We start from the raw sequence: 16,449 nt of genomic DNA, 5'->3' as shown, positions 1-16,449 counted from the left end.
CCCGACCTCACGATTATGAGTCGTGCGCTCTAACCAGCTGAGCTACCCCGCCCCAGCGCCGCATTCTAGGCGGCACGAGAGCCCCGAAAGGGAATCGAACCCTTGACCTTCTCCTTACCATGGAGATGCTCTGCCGACTGAGCTATCGGGGCAACAGGTAAGAATTTACACGGGTTCGCTCGCTCTGGGCAAATCGGGTGTCAGTGACGTCACTCACACGGCCCGCGATCTCCAGCCAAACCTCACACAGAGCTCCAGCCTGAACCGCCCTCACCAGTAAAAACACTCATTCCAGGGGGTCGAATCGCCCCGCAAGGTATCCCTGCAGGCGACCGGGATGGTTCGTGATGATCCCGTCGACCTCGGCCCCGAGGAGCTCCCTCCATTCGTTCATCTCGTCGGCAGTCCAGACGAAGACACCGAAGTCGTTGTCCATAATCTCGGTGACGACGGATTTGCGCATGGAGAACCCTTTGTACGAAGGGTTGATCGCCACCGCCCCGAGATCGCGAGCGATCTCGATGTCCTCGGGTTTCGGAACCATGCGCAGGAGGAAGCGAGCCACCATCGGCAGCATGTCCCGACAGGTCTCAAGTGTTTCGAGATTGAACGACTGGACGACCATCCGGTCGGCAATCCCGGTCTCCACCACCAGCTCCGAGATCCTCGCCACCGCACCCGATGACCACTCTCCTTTGAGCTCGAGCAGCAACTCACCGCCTTGGTGCTGGATATCTCGCATCACGGCCGACAAAGTCGGGATGCGGACTCCATAGAAGCCCGGCCCCATCCACGAGCCGGCGTCGACGAACGACAGCTCTTCGGCGGTGAGATTGACCACGGGCCCCTTTCGGTTCGTGGTTCGGTCCAGGTCCGGGTCGTGGAGGATGACGGGGACGCCATCGGCGCTGGTCGAGGTGTCGACCTCGATGAGATCGACACCGAGGGCGCGTGCGGCATCGACCGCGGCCAGGCTGTTCTCGGGAACCACGGCGGAATAGCCGCGGTGGGCGATCACCAGTGGGCGGCTGCCGGATCCCGGGCGTTCGACGATGCCCCGCTCGTGGATGAACTGCAGAAAACTCATGCCTTCAGCCTATGCCCTGCCCTCGATGACCGTCGCCCCGCTGCAACGGTCAACTCCCGGCTATCAGGAAATCTCGCCGAAACCTTCGAGCGCGGCCCGCGACGTAGTATCGTGTGATCTGGTTCACTCAACTGTAAGGATCGTCCATGGAAGCTATCTTCGCTGCCGTAATCGTCCTCGCCTTCATCGCTCTCGGCGAGCTGGTCTCGATCTGGTCGAAAGCGCGGATCCCCAGTCTGCTGGTCGCAATGCTCGGTATCTTCGTCTTCGCCAAGATCGGCATCGTTCCGGAGTCGATCGTCGACGATTCGATGCTCGTGCAGATCTACACGATCCTCGTCGCTCCGCTGCTGTTCCATATGGGCACGCTCATCCCGCTGCGGGTGATGGCCAAGCAATGGCGTTCGGTGATCATCGCCGTCTCGGGCATGCTCGTCGCCGTCCTCCTCGTCCTCGCAGTCGTCGCCCCGATCTTCGGCTTCGACACCTTCGTCGCCGGTTCCGGACCGCTGGCCGGCGGCATCGTCGCCACCAGCCTGACGACCGAGGGACTCACGGCTCAGGGGGCCGCCTCGGCGATCATCGTCCTCCCCGCGCTCGTGCTCATGCTCCAATCCCTGCCGTCGATGCCGTTGACGAACTTCCTGCTCCGCCGCTATGCGACGAAGCTGCGCGACAGCGGCGAACTCCACGAGCTCGCCGCCGCCCATCACGAAGAGGAAGAGGAGGCCGCGCAGAAGAAGAAGCTCGTGACCCTGCCGTCCTTCCTCGTCGACAATCAGCTGTTCATGCTCTTCCTCATCCTCGTCGGCGGATCGATCGCAACGCTGCTGGCCGTGCCCACGCACATCCCGTCCTCGATCCTCGCCCTCCTGCTCGGCATCGCCGCGGCCGCGACCGGTCTCTCACCGGACAAAGCCATGGAGCGGTCGAACTCCTTCGGCGTCGCCATGGCCGGCGTCATCGCGATCGTCATGGCCCCGCTGGTCTCCGCGTCCGTGCAGGACGTCATCAACGCGTTGCTGCCGACGATCACCATCCTCGTCGTCGGCGGTGCCGGCATCGTCATCGGCGGCTTCGTCGCTACGAAGGTGCTGCGCTGGAAGGCCCCGCTGGGCATGTCGGTGGCGCTGACAGCGATGTACGGCTTCCCGGCCGACTATCTGCTCACCAATGAGGTCGCCCGGTCCATCGCCCGCGACGACGATGAGAAGGAAGCGCTGCTCAATGTCATGCTTCCGCCCATGCTCGTCGGAGGCTTCACCTCGGTGTCGGCCGGCTCCGTCGTCATCGCCAGCGTGCTCGTCAGCCTGCTCTGACCACTTTGCCGACTGCCAGGGGCCCTCGCCCCGACGACGCTGACTCCCCACCGGAAAGGCCACCATGCACGATCTGCTCGCCGATGGCCGGGCTCTGCTCCCGGCGCTGCAGGAGCTGCGACGTTCCCACAGGTCGGTCTCGATCTGCCCCGCACGCAGGCGGGGGTCCTCGATGCCCTGTCCGGGCTCGATCTCGAGGTGACCACGGGTGTGGGCGCCACCTCGGTGGTGGTCGTACTGCGCGGATCGCACCCGAACAAGCCGGCCGCCGCTACAGCGGTGCTGCTGCGCGGAGATATGGACGCTCTCCCGGTGACCGAGTAGACGGATGAGCCGTTCGCCTCGACGAACGGACATATGCACGCCTGCGGATACGACCTGCATACGGCTGGTCTCGTCGGAGCCGCGCGACTGCTCCACGCGCATCGCGACCGGTTGGCCGGGGACGTCGTCGTCATGTTCCAGCCCGGAGAGGAAGGCTGCAACGGAGCGGCAGTGATGATCGACGAAGGCGTGCTCGACGCCTCCGGCACGAGGGCGATGGACGAACTCCGCGGCTCCCTCGGCGAGGACCGGGTGCAGCTCCTCGAGCAGCCGATCATGCCGAGCGAGGACTTCTCGTTTGTCCTCCGCGAAGTCCCGGGCACGTACCTCATGTTCGGGGTCGAACGCCTGGACGTTCCCGCGGAACGACAGGGAAACAACCACTCCCCCTTCGACGATTCGGTGCTCGGCGATCAGGCGGCGCTCCTGGTCCACCTGGCGGTCGAACGCCTGGCGAAGGCGACGCACACGGTCTAGCCGCAAGCGTGCGCGGCGGCTTGCACGGCGGCGTGCGCGGCGGAGGCCGGCTGGTGTGGCTGCCGATGCCCGATCCTGCATCAGCGACGGAAACGATGCCACCATCGCCGAGGTGAACCCACCGACTCCGGATCGACGGGCTGATACCCCGGTTCCGCCTCGGGATCCCCGGGTTCCGCCTCGGTGACGGAGTCGTTCTTCATCGCATTCCGACGCCGCCGCCATGCGGCGACCTCCTTCTCCACGTCGCGGGGCGGAGTGAACACGGGCGGGCCCTCGCGCAGATCCATCACGGCCTCGCGGACTCGGGCGTTGAAGCCGGCGAGGTAGTCGCGGACGTCAGATTCTTCGGTGAAGGCGTCGACGGTGTCCTCGAGGACGGCGTTCTCCTTGCGCAGCTGGAAGGCGGCCGGGGCGACACCGTTGATGCCCTCGGAATCCAACTTCTGCTTGATCCACCAGTCAGGATCGGATGAGCCGTGCAGACCGGTCAGCGGTTTGCCGCGGCCCGGCAGATCGTCGAAGTCCCCGCGCTTGATGGCTCGGTCGAGAGCGGATTCAACGACAGCGTTGCGGTCCTCGAGCGAATTCAAACGCCGAGGCGGCTGCGCATCGTCCGTGTCATCGCTCATCGGTTCGGCCCTCCCCGGCGGAGCATTTCCGCTTTGTCCTCACACGGTAGGCGTCGGTCGGGCGCCTGGGCAAGGGAACGGGTGGAAAATGAGAGAAGCTCCGTGACCTCTCGGTCACGGAGCTTCTCCGTTCTGCGTGGCAGATATAGGATTCGAACCTATGAAGGCAATGCCGGCTGATTTACAGTCAGCTCCCTTTGGCCGCTCGGGCAATCTGCCGCAGGTGGCGCTCGATGAGCACCTGAAAAGAATACAAGGCTCGGACCCGAATCTCCAACTCGATAGACGCAGATCACAGTTCGCAGCCTCGGCTAGACTCGGACCCAACAGCCGAGCCCGTTTCCATCGGGCACCACCGATCGCAGACAAAGGAGCATTCATGGCCAGCGAATCCTCATTCGACATCGTCAGCAAGGTCGACCGCCAGGAAGCCGACAACGCCCTCAACCAGGCGGCGAAGGAGATCAACTCTCGCTATGACTTCCGCGGCACCGATGCGTCGATCGCCTGGAGCGGCGAAGCCGTGCAGATGAAAGCCAACAGCGAGGACCGCGTCAAGGCCATCCTCGACGTCTTCCAATCGAAGCTGGTCAAGCGCGGAATCTCGCTGAAGTCCCTCGAGGACGGCGACCCCTACCCCTCGGGCAAGGAATACCGCATTGATGCCTCGATCAAGGAGGGCATCGACAAGGACAACGCAAAGAAGATCTCAAAGATCATCCGTGACGAAGGCCCAAAGGGCGTCAAGGCGCAGATCCAGGGCGACGAGCTGCGCGTGAGCTCGAAGAAGCGCGACGACCTGCAGGAAGTCATCGCCTTGCTCAAAGGCCAGGACCTCGAGGTCGACCTGCAGTTCACGAACTACCGCTGATTGCCAGCGCACCACACCGGCCCGATCCGCGCTGCTGAGTGCGGACCGGGCCGGTGTCGTATTCGCCCGTAACGCTGTGACCCGCAAGAGGCCGGTCAGTGTTCGGGGAGTTCGAGCGGGATGTAGTACAGACCCTTCGAGTCCTCTTCGACGCTGGCCCGGAGGCGATCGCCGAGGTGGATGAAATCATTGACCTTGATGGTGCCCTTCTGGCCGCTGAGGCGACGGATGGCGAAGGCGGGGATGAGGCCCTGGCGTCCCGAGCCGTCGACGGCGAGCGCGTATTTCGGGCCGGTCGCGCGGACCCGGACATCGATTCCCGTGTCCTGTTCCCGCAGTTCGTCGAGTTCGACGACGGGTTCCGGATTCGTCAGCGCGGTGAGCTCGACGGCGAGGGTATCGGCCATGTCATCGACGGTCGCGAGCATGTTCGCCATGGCACGGGCGAATTCGCCGTGGAGCTTGCTCGGCTTCATCGCAGCGCCGGGTTTGTACATGTCCTCATGGGTCAGTTCGCTCCAGGCGTCCTGGAGCCGGGTCTTGACCTGAATCTCGGCGAAGACGGGCGGCCCTTGGTCAGACGGGATGCGCAGGATGACGTGGCACGCACGGTAGCCGCTGGCCTTCGGCGGGTCCGTGTAGTCTTTCCACTCGATGAGTTCGAACGCGCCAAGCTGATCGGGATCGCGCAGCGCGGCGAACATCATCGACTGATCACGCGGTGATTTGCACAGCACCTTGACGCCGACGATGTCGCGGATCTGGTCTTCGACATCCTCGGCGGAGGTGATCGTCAGATCTGGATCGTCGTCGGTCTTCTCCGTCAGCTTCGCCAGGGTCCGTGCCGCGTCCTTGATCCGATGACCATCGACGTCGAGGCGGGAGATGTCCTTGTCCTTGAGCAGGCCCTTCTGCTGTTCGGTCAGCCAGTGTTTGATCCGCACCGCCGCCGTCTGCCAGGCGTTGAGCCGTTCGACATAGGCACGTTCGACGATCGTTTTGAGCTGCGATTCGTTTCTCACGCGGTCTCCCCTGCCGGCCTTCAGCGCAATGGTCCACGCTCGCTGGTGCGACTTGGTGTGCGCTGGCGTGGTCTGGACGTCTCCGACTCTACGCGGTGGAAGCATCAGGCACCGGCAGCGACTCGTCCACCCGTTGCAACGGGGAGAGAAGCCACTGACGGTGCCTGCTGGTGTCCGAAGTGGAGGAGATGACACTAACGAGAGGGCAACGCACTGACGGTGCGGGATGCCTCAGCTGCCGGCGGACGGTTGACCGACGGATTCGGCGGTGACGTGTCCGCGCGCCTCGGCGAGCATCGCCTCACGGGTGGCGAGCTTGATCCGCTCACGTCCCTCGACCTCGCCGGCAGCCTTCTCAGCGGACTCGACGCGGTGGTAGCCCTCCCAATCGGCGTAGTCGACGCCCTTGGATTCGAGGAGTTCGATGATGGCCGATTCGTCCGGGTACACCGGATCGGTGAGCGCACCGGCGGCACGGTCGTCGAGGATGTGGCCGATGGTCTCGAGCGCATCGCCCTTCGTGTGGCCGATGAGGCCGACGGGTCCGCGCTTGATCCACCCGGTGGTGTAGACGCCCTGAACGACGTCGGCGTCGGCGGCCGTGGTCTGATCGTCGGAGTCGACGACGCGACCCTCGTGGTTCGGGATCACACGCTTGCGATCGTCGAAAGGCAGCTGCGGCAGTCGCGTGCCCGCGTAACCGACGGCCCGGTAAACGGCGTCGAGCTCCCAATCATGGAAGCTTCCGGTGCCGTTGACTCCGCCGTTCCCGTCGAGTTCCATCCGCTCCGTGCGCAGCGCCGTCACCTGGTCCTCGCCGAGGATGGCGACCGGTGCGTGCAGGAAGTGCAGGTGGAGGCGGCGCTTGGCTCCGGTGGGTTCGCGCATGGTGAAGTCCGTGAGGGTCTTCGCGACCTGTTTGGTCTGGTTGCTCGACTCGATCGCCTGCATCGACCCTTCATCGAACTCGAAGTCCTCGGGGTAGACGATGAGGTCGACGTCCTTGACGGCGCCGAGCTCACGCAGCTCCAGCGGAGTGAACTTCGCCTGGGCGGGTCCGCGGCGGCCGAAGATGTGGACATCGGTGACCTTCGAGGACTTCAGCCCCTCGTACACGTGATCGGGGATCTCCGTGGTGTGCATATCGTCGGCCTGCTTCGCGAGCACGCGGGCGACGTCGAGGGCGACGTTGCCGTTGCCGATGACGGCGACGCGCTGCGCATCCAGCGGCCAGGACTGCGGGACGTCGGGGTGCGAGTCGTACCAGTTGACGAAGTCCGCGGCCCCGTAGGATCCGGGCAGATCGATGCCGGGCAGATCGAGTGCGGCGTCGACGAAGCAGCCGGTGGAGAAGATCACCGCATCATAGCGGTCGGTGAGCTCTTCGAGGTGGAGGTCGACTCCGTACTCGACATTGGAGAACAGGCGGATGTCGCCTCGGTCGAGGACCTTGATCAGGGCGTTGATGATGCCCTTGATCCGCGGGTGGTCGGGAGCAACTCCGTAGCGGACGAGCCCGAAGGGAGTCGGCAGACGATCGAAGAGATCGATGCTCAGATCGAAGTCACGCTCCGCCTTTGTCATGAGATCGGCCGCGTAGATCCCAGCAGGACCGGCGCCGACGATGGCCACCCGGAAGGGACGAGTCATTCTCACACCTCTCTGTTCAGTCCCACCGAGTCTATCGTCAATGTAGGTCATCCTTACAATGACGTGACCAAACTCGCATCACCGCCGCCTGGTCAGCAGACTGCATCCCTCGCCGCCCTGCCATCTCACGGGCGGTCCCGCCGGCTCCCCCGAGCCCAGCCCTCAATAGACTGAAACATGTGAGCCAGAACCCTGCCCCCGAAGAGAGCGCAATCCGCCGTGCCGGCCTGATCAACGGATTCTCCGCCTACCTGCTGTGGGGCGTGATGCCGCTGCTCTTCGCCGCCGCAGCCCCCACCGGCGCCCTCGAACTCGTCTCCCATCGAGTCATCTGGTCGCTGGTCTTCTGCGCCATCCTCCTCGTCTTCACCGGCGGCTTCCTGCGCACCTGGCAGATTCTGCGCTCACCGCGCCTCTTCGGCCTGCTGCTTCTGGCCTCGGTGCTCATCGCCATCAACTGGACGACGTTCATCTACGGGGCCGAAACCAACCAACTCGTCGAGATCTCACTCGGCTACTACCTCAACCCGCTCATCTCCATCGGTCTGGGCGTCATCTTCCTCGGCGAGAAGCTGCGTCCACTGCAGTGGACGGCCGTGGGCTTCGGTCTGCTCGCGGTCATCATCGTCGGCATCGGCCTCGGCCGAGTCCCCTACCTCGCCTTCACCGTCGCCCTGTCCTTCGGCCTCTACGGGCTGGTGAAGAACAAGGTCGGCAGCCGAGTCGGCGCCCTCGAAGGCATGACTGTCGAAAGCCTCGTCCTCGCCGTACCCTCGGCGATCTACCTCATCGTCCTCGGATCACTGGGGCTGCAGACGTTCACCGGCTTCGGCGGCTGGCACGTCTTCGTCATCATCATCACCGGGCCCGCCACCGCGATCCCGCTCATTCTCTTCAGCGCCGCCGCCCGCCGCATCCCGCTGTCCTGGGTGGGCATGCTCCAGTACCTCACCCCAACCATCCAATTCACCCTCGGCGTCACGGTGCTCGGCGAGATGATGTCGATGACCCGCTGGATCGGGTTCTTCGTCATCTGGATCGCCGTGATCCTGTTGTGCACGGACATGATCCGCCACAGCCGACGCCGCTGACCGGGAACGAAACCCCCGGCACCTCCCTATTACTACCTGACGGCGGCTGAGCAACCTCGCGCGAGGTTGCTCAGCCGCCGTCAGGTAGTAGTTGGGGTAAGGGCCAGGATTGCCCGCTCGGATCGCCTTCGACCCTTGACACCACTCTCGGAACCATGGTTCATTAGTTAAGTAACTAACCAACTCACATGGAGCCGAATGTGATCGACGACGCCAAACCCCTGTTCACTCAGATCGCAGAGAAGGTCGAGGACTCGATCCTCAACGGCACCTTGCCCGAACTTTCCCGAGCACCATCGACGAACGCGCTCGCAAGCTTCTACTCCATCAATCCGGCCACCGCAGCCAAAGGCATCAACCGGCTCGTCGACAAGGGCGTGTTGGAGAAGCGGCGCGGCATCGGAATGTTCGTCACCGAGGGAGCCCGCGCTCTGCTCATCAACGAACACCGCACCGACTTCTCCGAGAACTTCATCAGCCCCCTGCTGAGCGAGGCCAACCGCCTCGGCCTCGGTGCGAAGGACGTGATCGCGCTCATCGAAGAGCGCTCCCACGAACTCCGCCTGACCACCGCACTTGACCCGACCGAAGCGAAGGGATGACTCATGAACTCCGTCATCGAGGTCCGCCACCTCACCAAGACGTTCAAACACACCACCGCACTCAACGACATCAGCCTCACCATCGACGAGGATTCGATCTACGGACTGCTCGGCCGCAACGGCGCGGGCAAGACGATACTGATGTCGATCCTCACCGCCCAGAACTTCCCCACCAGCGGGGAGGTCGAAGTCTTCGGTGAGAACCCGTACGAGAACGCCCGGGTGCTGGGCCGCATGTGCTTCGTCCGCGAAAGCCAGAAGTATCCGGACGACTCGAATGCCCGGCACGCCCTGAGCAACGCCCGACTGCTCTTCCCGCACTGGGACCACGACTTCGCCGAGGAGCTCATCGACGACTTCCAACTACCGCTGAAGACGCCGATCAAGAAGCTCTCCCGCGGCCAGCAGTCGGCCGTCGGCGTCATCATCGGCCTGGCCTCCCGCGCCGAGATCACCTTCTTCGACGAGCCCTACCTCGGCTTCGACGCCGTCGCCCGGCAGACCTTCTACGACCGGCTCATCGCCGACTACGCAGAGCATCCGCGCACCATCGTGCTCTCAAGCCACCTCATCGACGAAGTTGCCGACCTCATTGAGAACGTCATCGTCATCGACCGCGGCAGCATCATCATGGACGAGACCACCGAGGAGGTCCGCAACCGTGCGGTCAACATCGTCGGCGACGCCGATGCGATCAACCGCCTCGCTGCCGGCCGTGAGGTCATCCACCGCGAATTCCTCGGTCGAGTCGCCTCGGTGACGATGCTCGGCCACCTCAGCAATGCCGATCGCGAACTCATCGCCGAGGCCAACCTCGATCTCACTCCCGTCTCCCTCCAGCAGCTCATCGTCCGCAGCACACAGGCAGACGCCTCGGACCATCCGAGAGCCGAGAACGACATCAGGAGCCTCCAGTCATGACCGCCGCACTCGACCACCCGCCCCAGACACCAGCCGACCGACCGAAGAACCGCACGCTGGGAGTCGTCCGCCTCCAGTTCACGAATACGCAGACCTTCGTCTGGGTACCCGTCCTCGTCCTCGGCGGGGTGTGGCTGATCACTCTCGTCATCTACTGGATCATCTCCTCATCGGGAGCGGACGGCCCGATGTACAGCGGAGGGTCACAGGCACCGCTGTGGTACTTCGCCGTCGTCGGTGCCCAGGCGATGAACCTCACGTTCTACTTCTCACAGGCCATGAGCCTTACCCGCCGAGAGTTCTACCTCGGCTCCCTGATCGCGGCCGCAATCAGCGCCGTGGGGATCTCGGCCGTCTTCGTCGCACTCGGACTCATCGAACAGGCCACCGACGGCTACGGCATGGGCGGCTACTTCGCCTATCTGCCGTGGGTGTGGGAGCACGGCCCCTTCGCCGCCGGGCTCATCTACTTCGTACTCACGATGCTGTGGTTCGTCCTCGGCTTCTGGTTTGCGATCGTCAAGCACCGCTTCGGCTCGCTCATCCTGACCTTAGCAGTCATCGTCATCGGCCTCGTGCTGCTCGCCGGAGCCGCATGGGTGAGCATCAGTCGGGGCTGGGGCGAGGTGTGGATGTGGCTGGCGCAGGCGGAGGCGCTCGGACTGGCACTGTGGGCGCTTGGGCTGACCGTGGTCTTCGCTGCCGGGTCCTATCTCACCCTCCGTCGTCTGACGACGTAGTCAGCTCGATCGCGACCAAAAGACACCGTCACCGAGGCGGTCCCACCGTGGGGTGGTTCAGCTGAGCAGGGCCAGCGCTCCCCCGGCCAGTACCGCGGCGACCGCGACGGCGGCGCCCATTGCTGCCGTCGTCTTCCACCCCATCGCTTTGCCGACCATGACCATCGACGGAATGCTCAGCGCTGGCAAGGCGATGAGCAGAGCACCCGTGACACCGGCGCCGACGCCGAGTGGCACGAGGGTGAGGATAATCGGAATCTCTCCACCGGTGGGAATGACCAGCAGGGTCGCCACGACCGCCACGATCAGGACCGCACCGGCACCCAACTGGGCTTCGAGCCCGAAGACCCCGGTCAGCCATGGTGCGATGAATCCGATGACGAACACGAGCGCAAGGTGTTCGGGCACGAGGATGAGCGTGAACCTGGCCAAGGACCGCAGGTAGCGGATGGGCAGCGACGACAGACGCGCCGAGGCGGCATCGGGCTCGGGTGCCACCTCGACGGGGCCGCTCACCCACCGTCCGATGAGAGCAGCCGCACCGACGGCGATGAGGAGCGCGAAGACGATGCGCACGGCCATGTACTGCCATGGCAGGACGAGAGCCAAGAAGATGAGGACTGCGGGGTTGAGCAGCGGATTGCCCACCCAATAGGCAAGAGCGGCCGACCGCCGGACGCCCGAATCCCGCAGACCTGCGGCGACCGGCGCCGCACAGCAGGTGCACATCATCGACGGCATCGACAAGGCGGCACCGACGAGGGACTGACCGGTGTGGCTGCGACGATTGAGCAGCCTCAGCAGCCAGTCGCGCGGCACCAGGGCATCGACGGCGGCCGCGACGAGCAGCGCCACGAGCAGGGCCTTCCACACGGCGGTGAAGTACACCAACGTGAACTCCCACGCACCGGACAGCGACACCGAGTCCCCGGCGGCGTCGAAGAGCGGCGAGCCCTCCCACAGCGAGGTCTGGCTCAGGGTGAGAGTCTTGTCCCAGTACGGCAGCCATTTCGACCAGCTCAGGCCGACGACGAGCAGCAATGCGAGCACGCCGAGTCCGACCCAGTCGGCGGCACTGAATCTCTGCGCGGGCCGGACTGGTGCCGAAGCCGAGGTGTGCGTCATCGCGGTATGTCCTTTGTGCCTGTGCCGAAACGGCCGAGAAACTGATCAGAAGCGGTCGGAAGCAAGTTTCAGGAGGTGCGGGCGACGACGGAGTCGGCGAAGGCGAACAGCGAGTCCTTGACACGTCCCTCCGGCAGCGGGGCCAGAGCCGACTTGGCCTCCTCGGCCCAGCGCAATGCTTCTGCTCGGGCCTTCTCGGTCACTGGATGGGCCGCCAGCGCAGCACGAGCGGCTTCCAGAGCGTCATCGGAGGTCAGATCCGCATCGAGGAGGTCGACCACCTCGGCGGCGGCGGCATCACCCTCAGCGGCAGCGGCCCTCACATAAAGCACGGGCAGGGTGGGCACGCGTTCACGCAGATCCGTGCCCGGGGTCTTGCCCGACTCGGAGGATGTCGTGGTCAGGTCGATGATGTCATCGGCGAGCTGGAAGGCCACGCCGACGCGTTCGCCGAAGACCCGGACGGACTCGGCCAGCGCCGCATCGGCTCCGGAGAACATGACGCCGAAGCGCGCCGAAGTCGCGATGAGCGATCCGGTCTTGTCGGCGAGCACCTGGATGTAGTGATCGATCTCGTCGGCGTCCTCCGGCGGGCCGGCGAATTCGTTGAGCTGACCGAGGACGAGACGCTCAAATGTCTCGGCCTGGATGCGCACGGCTTCGGGGCCGAGGTTCGCGGTGACGCCGGAGGCCTTGGAGAAGAGCAGATCGCCGGTGAGGATCGCCACCGAATTGCCCCACACCTCATGGGCGGCCGGTGCTCCACGGCGCACAGGCGCGTCGTCCATGACGTCGTCATGGTACAGCGATGCGAGATGAATGAGTTCGACCGCGACGGCCGCGTCGATGATGTCGTCGTTGTTCGCATCGCCGAGGCGGGCGGTGAGCAGCACCAGGTTCGGACGGACGCGTTTTCCGCCGGCGGCCAGCAGATGCTTCGACGTCTCGTCGGGCAGTCTCCGCGTCTGTTCGGTGACCTCGTAGAGACGGGCCTCCACGGTTTCCAACTGAGTCGAGATCTCTGCCGCGAGCTGGGCGTCGTCACCGGTGAAGGTGGCCGGAGAGGCTAGGTGGCTCATGTCCTCGTCATTCGTCGTAGTCGTTCTCGGCATGCCGTTGTCACAGCCCTTGCGCTCGGAGTTCTTCACTGTGGTCTCACCGTGGTCCGTGCGCTCAGACATTGCTGGTGGCCGGGACGATTCGGGTCAGGGCGGAGATCACCCTGTCAATGAGATCGGCCTCGGAGACCTTCGGGTCGCGGTAGAGGTTCGCCAACAATTTGACGACGAACTCCATCACAACGTCAACACCCATACCGTACTTGATTCCGAACTGCATGAGCGCAGGATGGCCGATGATCGAGGCGAAAACCCGGCCCAAGGTGAAGTATCCGCCCAGGGAGTCCCCCAGCAGGGACGGGTACTCCTCGAGACGACGACGCATCACGGCCTGCGGGTAACGGGAGTAGGTCGAGATCACCTCGGCGGCGATGCGTGCGGACTCCAGGGCGTAATCGATGCCTTCACCGTTGAACGGATTGACCATTCCGCCCGAGTCGCCGACGAGCAGCAGACCGCGGTGGAAGTGCGGTGTGCGGTTGAAGGCCATCGGCAGGGCCGCGGACTTGATCGGCCCCAGGGAAGTGGTTTCGTCGATGCCCCACTCGTGCCCCATGTCAGCGATCCACTGGTTCATCATTCCGCGCAGATCCACGGACTTGAACTGCGGTGAGGAGTCGAGCAGTCCGGCACCGATGTTCACGGTGCCGTCGCCGAGGGGGAAGATCCACCCGTATCCGGGCAGGGTCTCGGATTCCCCGGCCGCATTCGTCGACCGCATCTCCACCCAGGATTCGATGTAGTCGTCGGCGTGCCGCGGCGTCGTGTGATAGGCGCGGGCGGCGATTCCCATCGGGCGATCGTCGCGCTTCTCCAGTCCCATCGAGACGGCCAGCCGGGAGGAGACTCCGTCAGCGGCGATGACGATCGGTGCCCGGAAGTGGGCTTCGGGCCCCACTCGGCGGCCCCGGTGATCGGTGCCGGAAGCGTGGACGCCGCGGATCCACCCGTCCTCGCCGACGTCCGGCGACATGGCGCGAACCTGTTCGAAGAGCCGTGCCCCGCTGCGCTGAGCGTGACGGGCGAAGGCTTCGTCCATGCTCATGCGCGGGCGGGTCACCCCATAGTTCGGAGTGCCGTCGATATCGGGCCAGTCGAGTTCGAGACGGTGGCCGCCGCCGATGAGTCGCAGGCCCTTGTTCCTGTGCCAGCCGTCGGCTTCCGGCAGCTCCATTCCGAGGTAGCCGGCCTCTTTGACCGCACGCGGGGTCAGCGCATCGCCGCAGATCTTGTCGCGCGGGAAACCGGACTTCTCCAGGATGATGACCTCGTGCCCGACCTGGGCGAGGTAGGCACCGATCGCGGAGCCGGCCGGGCCGGCACCGACGACGACGACTTCGGCATCGAACTCATTCATCGTCAAGGCTGGGCCGGCTGAGCGGTGTCGGCGGCCTCGGCAGGTTTGAGAGCGTGGTGGACGGCGACGATTCCGCCGGTGAGATTGCGGTACTTCACCTGGTCGAAGCCGGCGTCGAGGATCTGGTGGGCGAAGGCGTCCTGGTTCGGCCATTCGCGGATCGACTCGGCGAGGTAGACATAGGCTTCCGGGTTCGAAGACACGGCACGGGCCAAGGGCGGCAGGGCTCTCATCAAGTACTCCTTGTACACGAGGCTGAAAGCGTCGAGTGTCGGAGTGGAGAATTCGCAGATGACGAGGCGTCCGCCGGGTTTGAGCACGCGCAGCATCTCGGTCAGAGCCTGATCGACGTCGTTGACGTTGCGGATGCCGAAGGAGATCGTGACGACGTCGAAGCTCGAATCGGCGAAGGGCAGGTCCATCGCATCGGCGTAGATGAAGTCGATCTGCGGGTGCCGACGGCGTCCCTCGGCGAGCATACCGGTGGAGATGTCCCCGGCCACCACCTCGGCGCCGTGGTGGGTGAACGTCATCGAGGAGGTGCCGGTGCCGGCGGCCAGGTCGAGCACGCGCTCACCGGGCCCGGCGGCCACGGAATGGGCCACGGTGCGCCTCCAGACGCGGGCGAGCCCGAAGGAGAGGACGTCGTTCGTGAGGTCGTATCGGGAGGCGACATCATCGAACATCGACGCGACGTCGGCGGGCTGTTTGTCCAGCTTGGCACGGTTCATGACCATATTCTCTCAACACCTCAACCTGGAGGGCGAATCCGGATACCTGGTACTCGCGATCCTCAACTAGAATCGTGGCGACATGACTTTGACTTTCGGCACTTCCGACATCCTCTCCGCCCCTCCCCGTCTGCGCGTGCGGACCCGTTTCGTCGACGACGTCGATCCCGGGCCCGGCTTCCCCTTCGAGTCGGGTCTGCCCACCACCGTGGAGCAGACGCTCGAACTGCTGCCGACCGACGGCTTCTCCTGTTGGGTCCGAGACACCTCCGGTCTCATCGGCTTCGGCCGCACCCTGCGCATCCGTGCTCGCGGTCGGCAGCGATTCGCCGAGCTCTCGGATGCGTGGAAGGCCATCACCGAGGCGGCCCAGATCGAGGACGAGGTCGATCTGCTCGGATCCGGGCTCATGTGCTTTGCCACGGTCGCATATTCGGGCGAATCGGCGGTCGATTCGATCATCCACGTCCCCGAGTTCGTTCTCGGCCGCCGCGGCGGCCGCGTGTGGCTGACCTCGATCTCGACGGCCGAGGAGCCGCCGCTGCCACCGGTGCTGCAGGCCGAACCGCTGCAGCGCGTGCAGTCGGCCCGCGCCGAAGCCGGGCAGCTCGGTCCCGAGAAGTGGGCTCGGCTCGTCGAGCGGGTCGCCGGCATGCTCACCCCGATCGACACCTCCGCAGAAGTGGATGCATTCTCGGAGGATCCGACTCTGCGTAAGATCGTCCTCGCCCGCGACGAGGTCGTCACCACCGATGAGGACATCGATGTGCGTGCGGTGCTCGGCGCACTCAACCGCAGCTACCCGAGCTGCTGGACCTTCGACATCGCCGGTCTCATCGGGTCGACCCCGGAACTGCTCATCGGGGTCGAGAACGGCAGAGTGACCTCACGTGTGCTGGCCGGGACCTACCGAGTGGAGAAGGACCCGATGGAGGAGATGCCCGCGGCCCGGAGGCTGCTGAGCGCGCATAAGGACAGCACCGAGCATGCCTTCGCCATCGCTTCGCTGCAGCGCAGTCTCGGTTCGGTCGCCGAGGATGTCACCGTCGACGAGCGCCCTCACCTGCTGCCCTTGGCCAATGTCATCCATTCGGCGTCGGACGCGCAGGCGAACCTTGCCACCGAGTCCGGGCTCACCGCCCTCGACGTCGCCGCAGCAGTCCACCCGACCGCGGCCGTCGGCGGGTATCCGCAGGCGAGCGCGGTGGCGCATGTCGATGAGCTCGAACCCCTCGACCGCGGCCGTTACTCCGGTCCCGTCGGGTGGATGGACGGGCGCGGCAACGGCCAGTTCGGCATCGCACTGCGCTGCGGTCAGCTCGAGGACCGCAATCGGATCCGGCTGTATGCCGGGGCCGGAATCATGCCGGATTCGGATCCCG

Annotated in this window: 15 protein-coding genes, 2 tRNA genes and 1 pseudogene; 8 read left to right on the top strand and 10 right to left on the bottom strand. The window is 64.9% G+C overall.

Features of this window, described 5'->3' with window-relative positions; all coding sequences use genetic code 11:
• Positions 1 to 79: 79 nt before the first annotated feature.
• Together ACTIIH_RS08080 and ACTIIH_RS08075 are read right to left on the bottom strand one after the other, a co-directional pair.
• A tRNA-Thr gene (locus ACTIIH_RS08080) sits at positions 80 to 152 on the bottom strand.
• A gap of 134 nt (positions 153 to 286) precedes the next feature.
• Positions 287 to 1,087 carry a glycerophosphodiester phosphodiesterase gene (locus ACTIIH_RS08075; RefSeq protein ID WP_101594663.1) on the bottom strand — a complete coding sequence of 267 codons (801 nt, stop codon included), beginning with the start codon at positions 1,085 to 1,087 and terminating at the stop codon, positions 287 to 289.
• Between the two features lie 146 nt (positions 1,088 to 1,233).
• On the opposite strand from ACTIIH_RS08075, the gene ACTIIH_RS08070 reads away from it, so the two are divergent.
• The gene (locus tag ACTIIH_RS08070) at positions 1,234 to 2,406 is read left to right on the top strand and encodes a hypothetical protein (RefSeq protein WP_101594661.1); all 1,173 of its coding nucleotides are present in this window, start codon (positions 1,234 to 1,236) and stop codon (positions 2,404 to 2,406) included.
• A gap of 64 nt (positions 2,407 to 2,470) precedes the next feature.
• Positions 2,471 to 2,949, top strand: a pseudogene (locus ACTIIH_RS08065) (M20/M25/M40 family metallo-hydrolase); the annotation flags it as partial.
• Positions 2,950 to 3,287: 338 nt separating this feature from the next.
• Here the strand turns inward: ACTIIH_RS08065 and ACTIIH_RS08060 are convergent.
• Positions 3,288 to 3,839 carry a J-domain-containing protein gene (locus ACTIIH_RS08060; protein WP_101594660.1) on the bottom strand — a complete coding sequence of 184 codons (552 nt, stop codon included), beginning with the start codon at positions 3,837 to 3,839 and terminating at the stop codon, positions 3,288 to 3,290.
• Positions 3,840 to 3,976: 137 nt separating this feature from the next.
• A tRNA-Tyr gene (locus ACTIIH_RS08055) sits at positions 3,977 to 4,058 on the bottom strand.
• 160 nt (positions 4,059 to 4,218) lie between these two features.
• On the opposite strand from ACTIIH_RS08055, the gene ACTIIH_RS08050 reads away from it, so the two are divergent.
• Positions 4,219 to 4,710, top strand: a complete 492-nt coding sequence (locus ACTIIH_RS08050; RefSeq protein ID WP_101555985.1) for a YajQ family cyclic di-GMP-binding protein — start codon at positions 4,219 to 4,221, stop codon at positions 4,708 to 4,710.
• A gap of 95 nt (positions 4,711 to 4,805) precedes the next feature.
• Here the strand turns inward: ACTIIH_RS08050 and ACTIIH_RS08045 are convergent, their stop codons facing one another.
• On the bottom strand, positions 4,806 to 5,732 hold the full coding sequence (locus tag ACTIIH_RS08045) for a GTP pyrophosphokinase (RefSeq protein WP_101555975.1): 927 nt from the start codon (positions 5,730 to 5,732) through the stop codon (positions 4,806 to 4,808).
• Between the two features lie 231 nt (positions 5,733 to 5,963).
• Positions 5,964 to 7,382 (bottom strand): FAD-dependent oxidoreductase, encoded by a 1,419-nt coding sequence (locus ACTIIH_RS08040; protein ID WP_441451358.1) that lies wholly within the window; start codon positions 7,380 to 7,382, stop codon positions 5,964 to 5,966.
• A gap of 179 nt (positions 7,383 to 7,561) precedes the next feature.
• On the opposite strand from ACTIIH_RS08040, the gene rarD reads away from it, so the two are divergent.
• From rarD to ACTIIH_RS08020, 4 genes are all read left to right on the top strand, one after another.
• Positions 7,562 to 8,473: an EamA family transporter RarD gene (rarD, locus tag ACTIIH_RS08035; RefSeq protein WP_441451357.1), complete on the top strand. Its 912-nt coding sequence runs from the start codon at positions 7,562 to 7,564 to the stop codon at positions 8,471 to 8,473.
• Positions 8,474 to 8,673: 200 nt separating this feature from the next.
• Positions 8,674 to 9,075, top strand: coding sequence for a GntR family transcriptional regulator (locus tag ACTIIH_RS08030; protein WP_441451359.1), 402 nt, complete (start codon positions 8,674 to 8,676; stop codon positions 9,073 to 9,075).
• Positions 9,076 to 9,078: 3 nt separating this feature from the next.
• Positions 9,079 to 9,996: an ABC transporter ATP-binding protein gene (locus tag ACTIIH_RS08025; RefSeq protein WP_441451356.1), complete on the top strand. Its 918-nt coding sequence runs from the start codon at positions 9,079 to 9,081 to the stop codon at positions 9,994 to 9,996.
• A complete protein-coding gene (locus ACTIIH_RS08020; RefSeq protein WP_441451355.1) occupies positions 9,993 to 10,736 on the top strand; it encodes a hypothetical protein in 744 nt (247 codons plus the stop codon). Before ACTIIH_RS08025 ends, ACTIIH_RS08020 begins: the two co-directional genes overlap by 4 nt.
• Before the next feature lie 57 nt (positions 10,737 to 10,793).
• Here ACTIIH_RS08020 and ACTIIH_RS08015 read toward each other — a convergent pair whose 3' ends face one another.
• The 4 genes from ACTIIH_RS08015 to ACTIIH_RS08000 form a co-directional block, all read right to left on the bottom strand.
• The gene (locus ACTIIH_RS08015; RefSeq protein WP_441451354.1) at positions 10,794 to 11,861 is read right to left on the bottom strand and encodes a permease; all 1,068 of its coding nucleotides are present in this window, start codon (positions 11,859 to 11,861) and stop codon (positions 10,794 to 10,796) included.
• Between the two features lie 68 nt (positions 11,862 to 11,929).
• Positions 11,930 to 12,940 carry a polyprenyl synthetase family protein gene (locus tag ACTIIH_RS08010; RefSeq protein WP_441090316.1) on the bottom strand — a complete coding sequence of 337 codons (1,011 nt, stop codon included), beginning with the start codon at positions 12,938 to 12,940 and terminating at the stop codon, positions 11,930 to 11,932.
• 94 nt (positions 12,941 to 13,034) lie between these two features.
• Complete coding sequence (locus ACTIIH_RS08005) at positions 13,035 to 14,336, bottom strand: geranylgeranyl reductase family protein (RefSeq protein ID WP_441451353.1); 1,302 nt, start codon at positions 14,334 to 14,336, stop codon at positions 13,035 to 13,037.
• Between the two features lie 2 nt (positions 14,337 to 14,338).
• Positions 14,339 to 15,067 carry a demethylmenaquinone methyltransferase gene (locus tag ACTIIH_RS08000; RefSeq protein WP_441451352.1) on the bottom strand — a complete coding sequence of 243 codons (729 nt, stop codon included), beginning with the start codon at positions 15,065 to 15,067 and terminating at the stop codon, positions 14,339 to 14,341.
• Between the two features lie 82 nt (positions 15,068 to 15,149).
• On the opposite strand from ACTIIH_RS08000, the gene ACTIIH_RS07995 reads away from it, so the two are divergent.
• The coding region (locus ACTIIH_RS07995) for an isochorismate synthase (RefSeq protein ID WP_441451351.1) at positions 15,150 to 16,449 on the top strand (1,300 nt) is incomplete at its 3' end.

The sequence above is a fragment of the Brevibacterium sp. genome, from assembly GCF_052105255.1.
Taxonomy (GTDB): Bacteria; Actinomycetota; Actinomycetes; order Actinomycetales; family Brevibacteriaceae; genus Brevibacterium; species Brevibacterium linens_B.
The sequence above is the reverse complement of the archived record's forward strand: the minus strand, read 5'-3'. Positions and strand labels throughout refer to the sequence as shown.

What these genes read in the sequence shown, in the direction of transcription:
- ACTIIH_RS08040 (WP_441451358.1), bottom strand. Translation starts at nt 7,382, where the DNA reads ATGACTCGTCCCTTCCGGGTGGCCATCGTCGGCGCCGGTCCTGCTGGG.
- ACTIIH_RS08050 (WP_101555985.1), top strand. Translation starts at nt 4,219, where the DNA reads ATGGCCAGCGAATCCTCATTCGACATCGTCAGCAAGGTCGACCGCCAG.
- ACTIIH_RS08015 (WP_441451354.1), bottom strand. Translation starts at nt 11,861, where the DNA reads ATGACGCACACCTCGGCTTCGGCACCAGTCCGGCCCGCGCAGAGATTC.
- ACTIIH_RS08005 (WP_441451353.1), bottom strand. Translation starts at nt 14,336, where the DNA reads ATGAATGAGTTCGATGCCGAAGTCGTCGTCGTCGGTGCCGGCCCGGCC.
- ACTIIH_RS08010 (WP_441090316.1), bottom strand. Translation starts at nt 12,940, where the DNA reads ATGAGCCACCTAGCCTCTCCGGCCACCTTCACCGGTGACGACGCCCAG.
- ACTIIH_RS08000 (WP_441451352.1), bottom strand. Translation starts at nt 15,067, where the DNA reads ATGAACCGTGCCAAGCTGGACAAACAGCCCGCCGACGTCGCGTCGATG.
- ACTIIH_RS08070 (WP_101594661.1), top strand. Translation starts at nt 1,234, where the DNA reads ATGGAAGCTATCTTCGCTGCCGTAATCGTCCTCGCCTTCATCGCTCTC.
- ACTIIH_RS08060 (WP_101594660.1), bottom strand. Translation starts at nt 3,839, where the DNA reads ATGAGCGATGACACGGACGATGCGCAGCCGCCTCGGCGTTTGAATTCG.
- ACTIIH_RS08075 (WP_101594663.1), bottom strand. Translation starts at nt 1,087, where the DNA reads ATGAGTTTTCTGCAGTTCATCCACGAGCGGGGCATCGTCGAACGCCCG.
- ACTIIH_RS08020 (WP_441451355.1), top strand. Translation starts at nt 9,993, where the DNA reads ATGACCGCCGCACTCGACCACCCGCCCCAGACACCAGCCGACCGACCG.
- ACTIIH_RS08025 (WP_441451356.1), top strand. Translation starts at nt 9,079, where the DNA reads ATGAACTCCGTCATCGAGGTCCGCCACCTCACCAAGACGTTCAAACAC.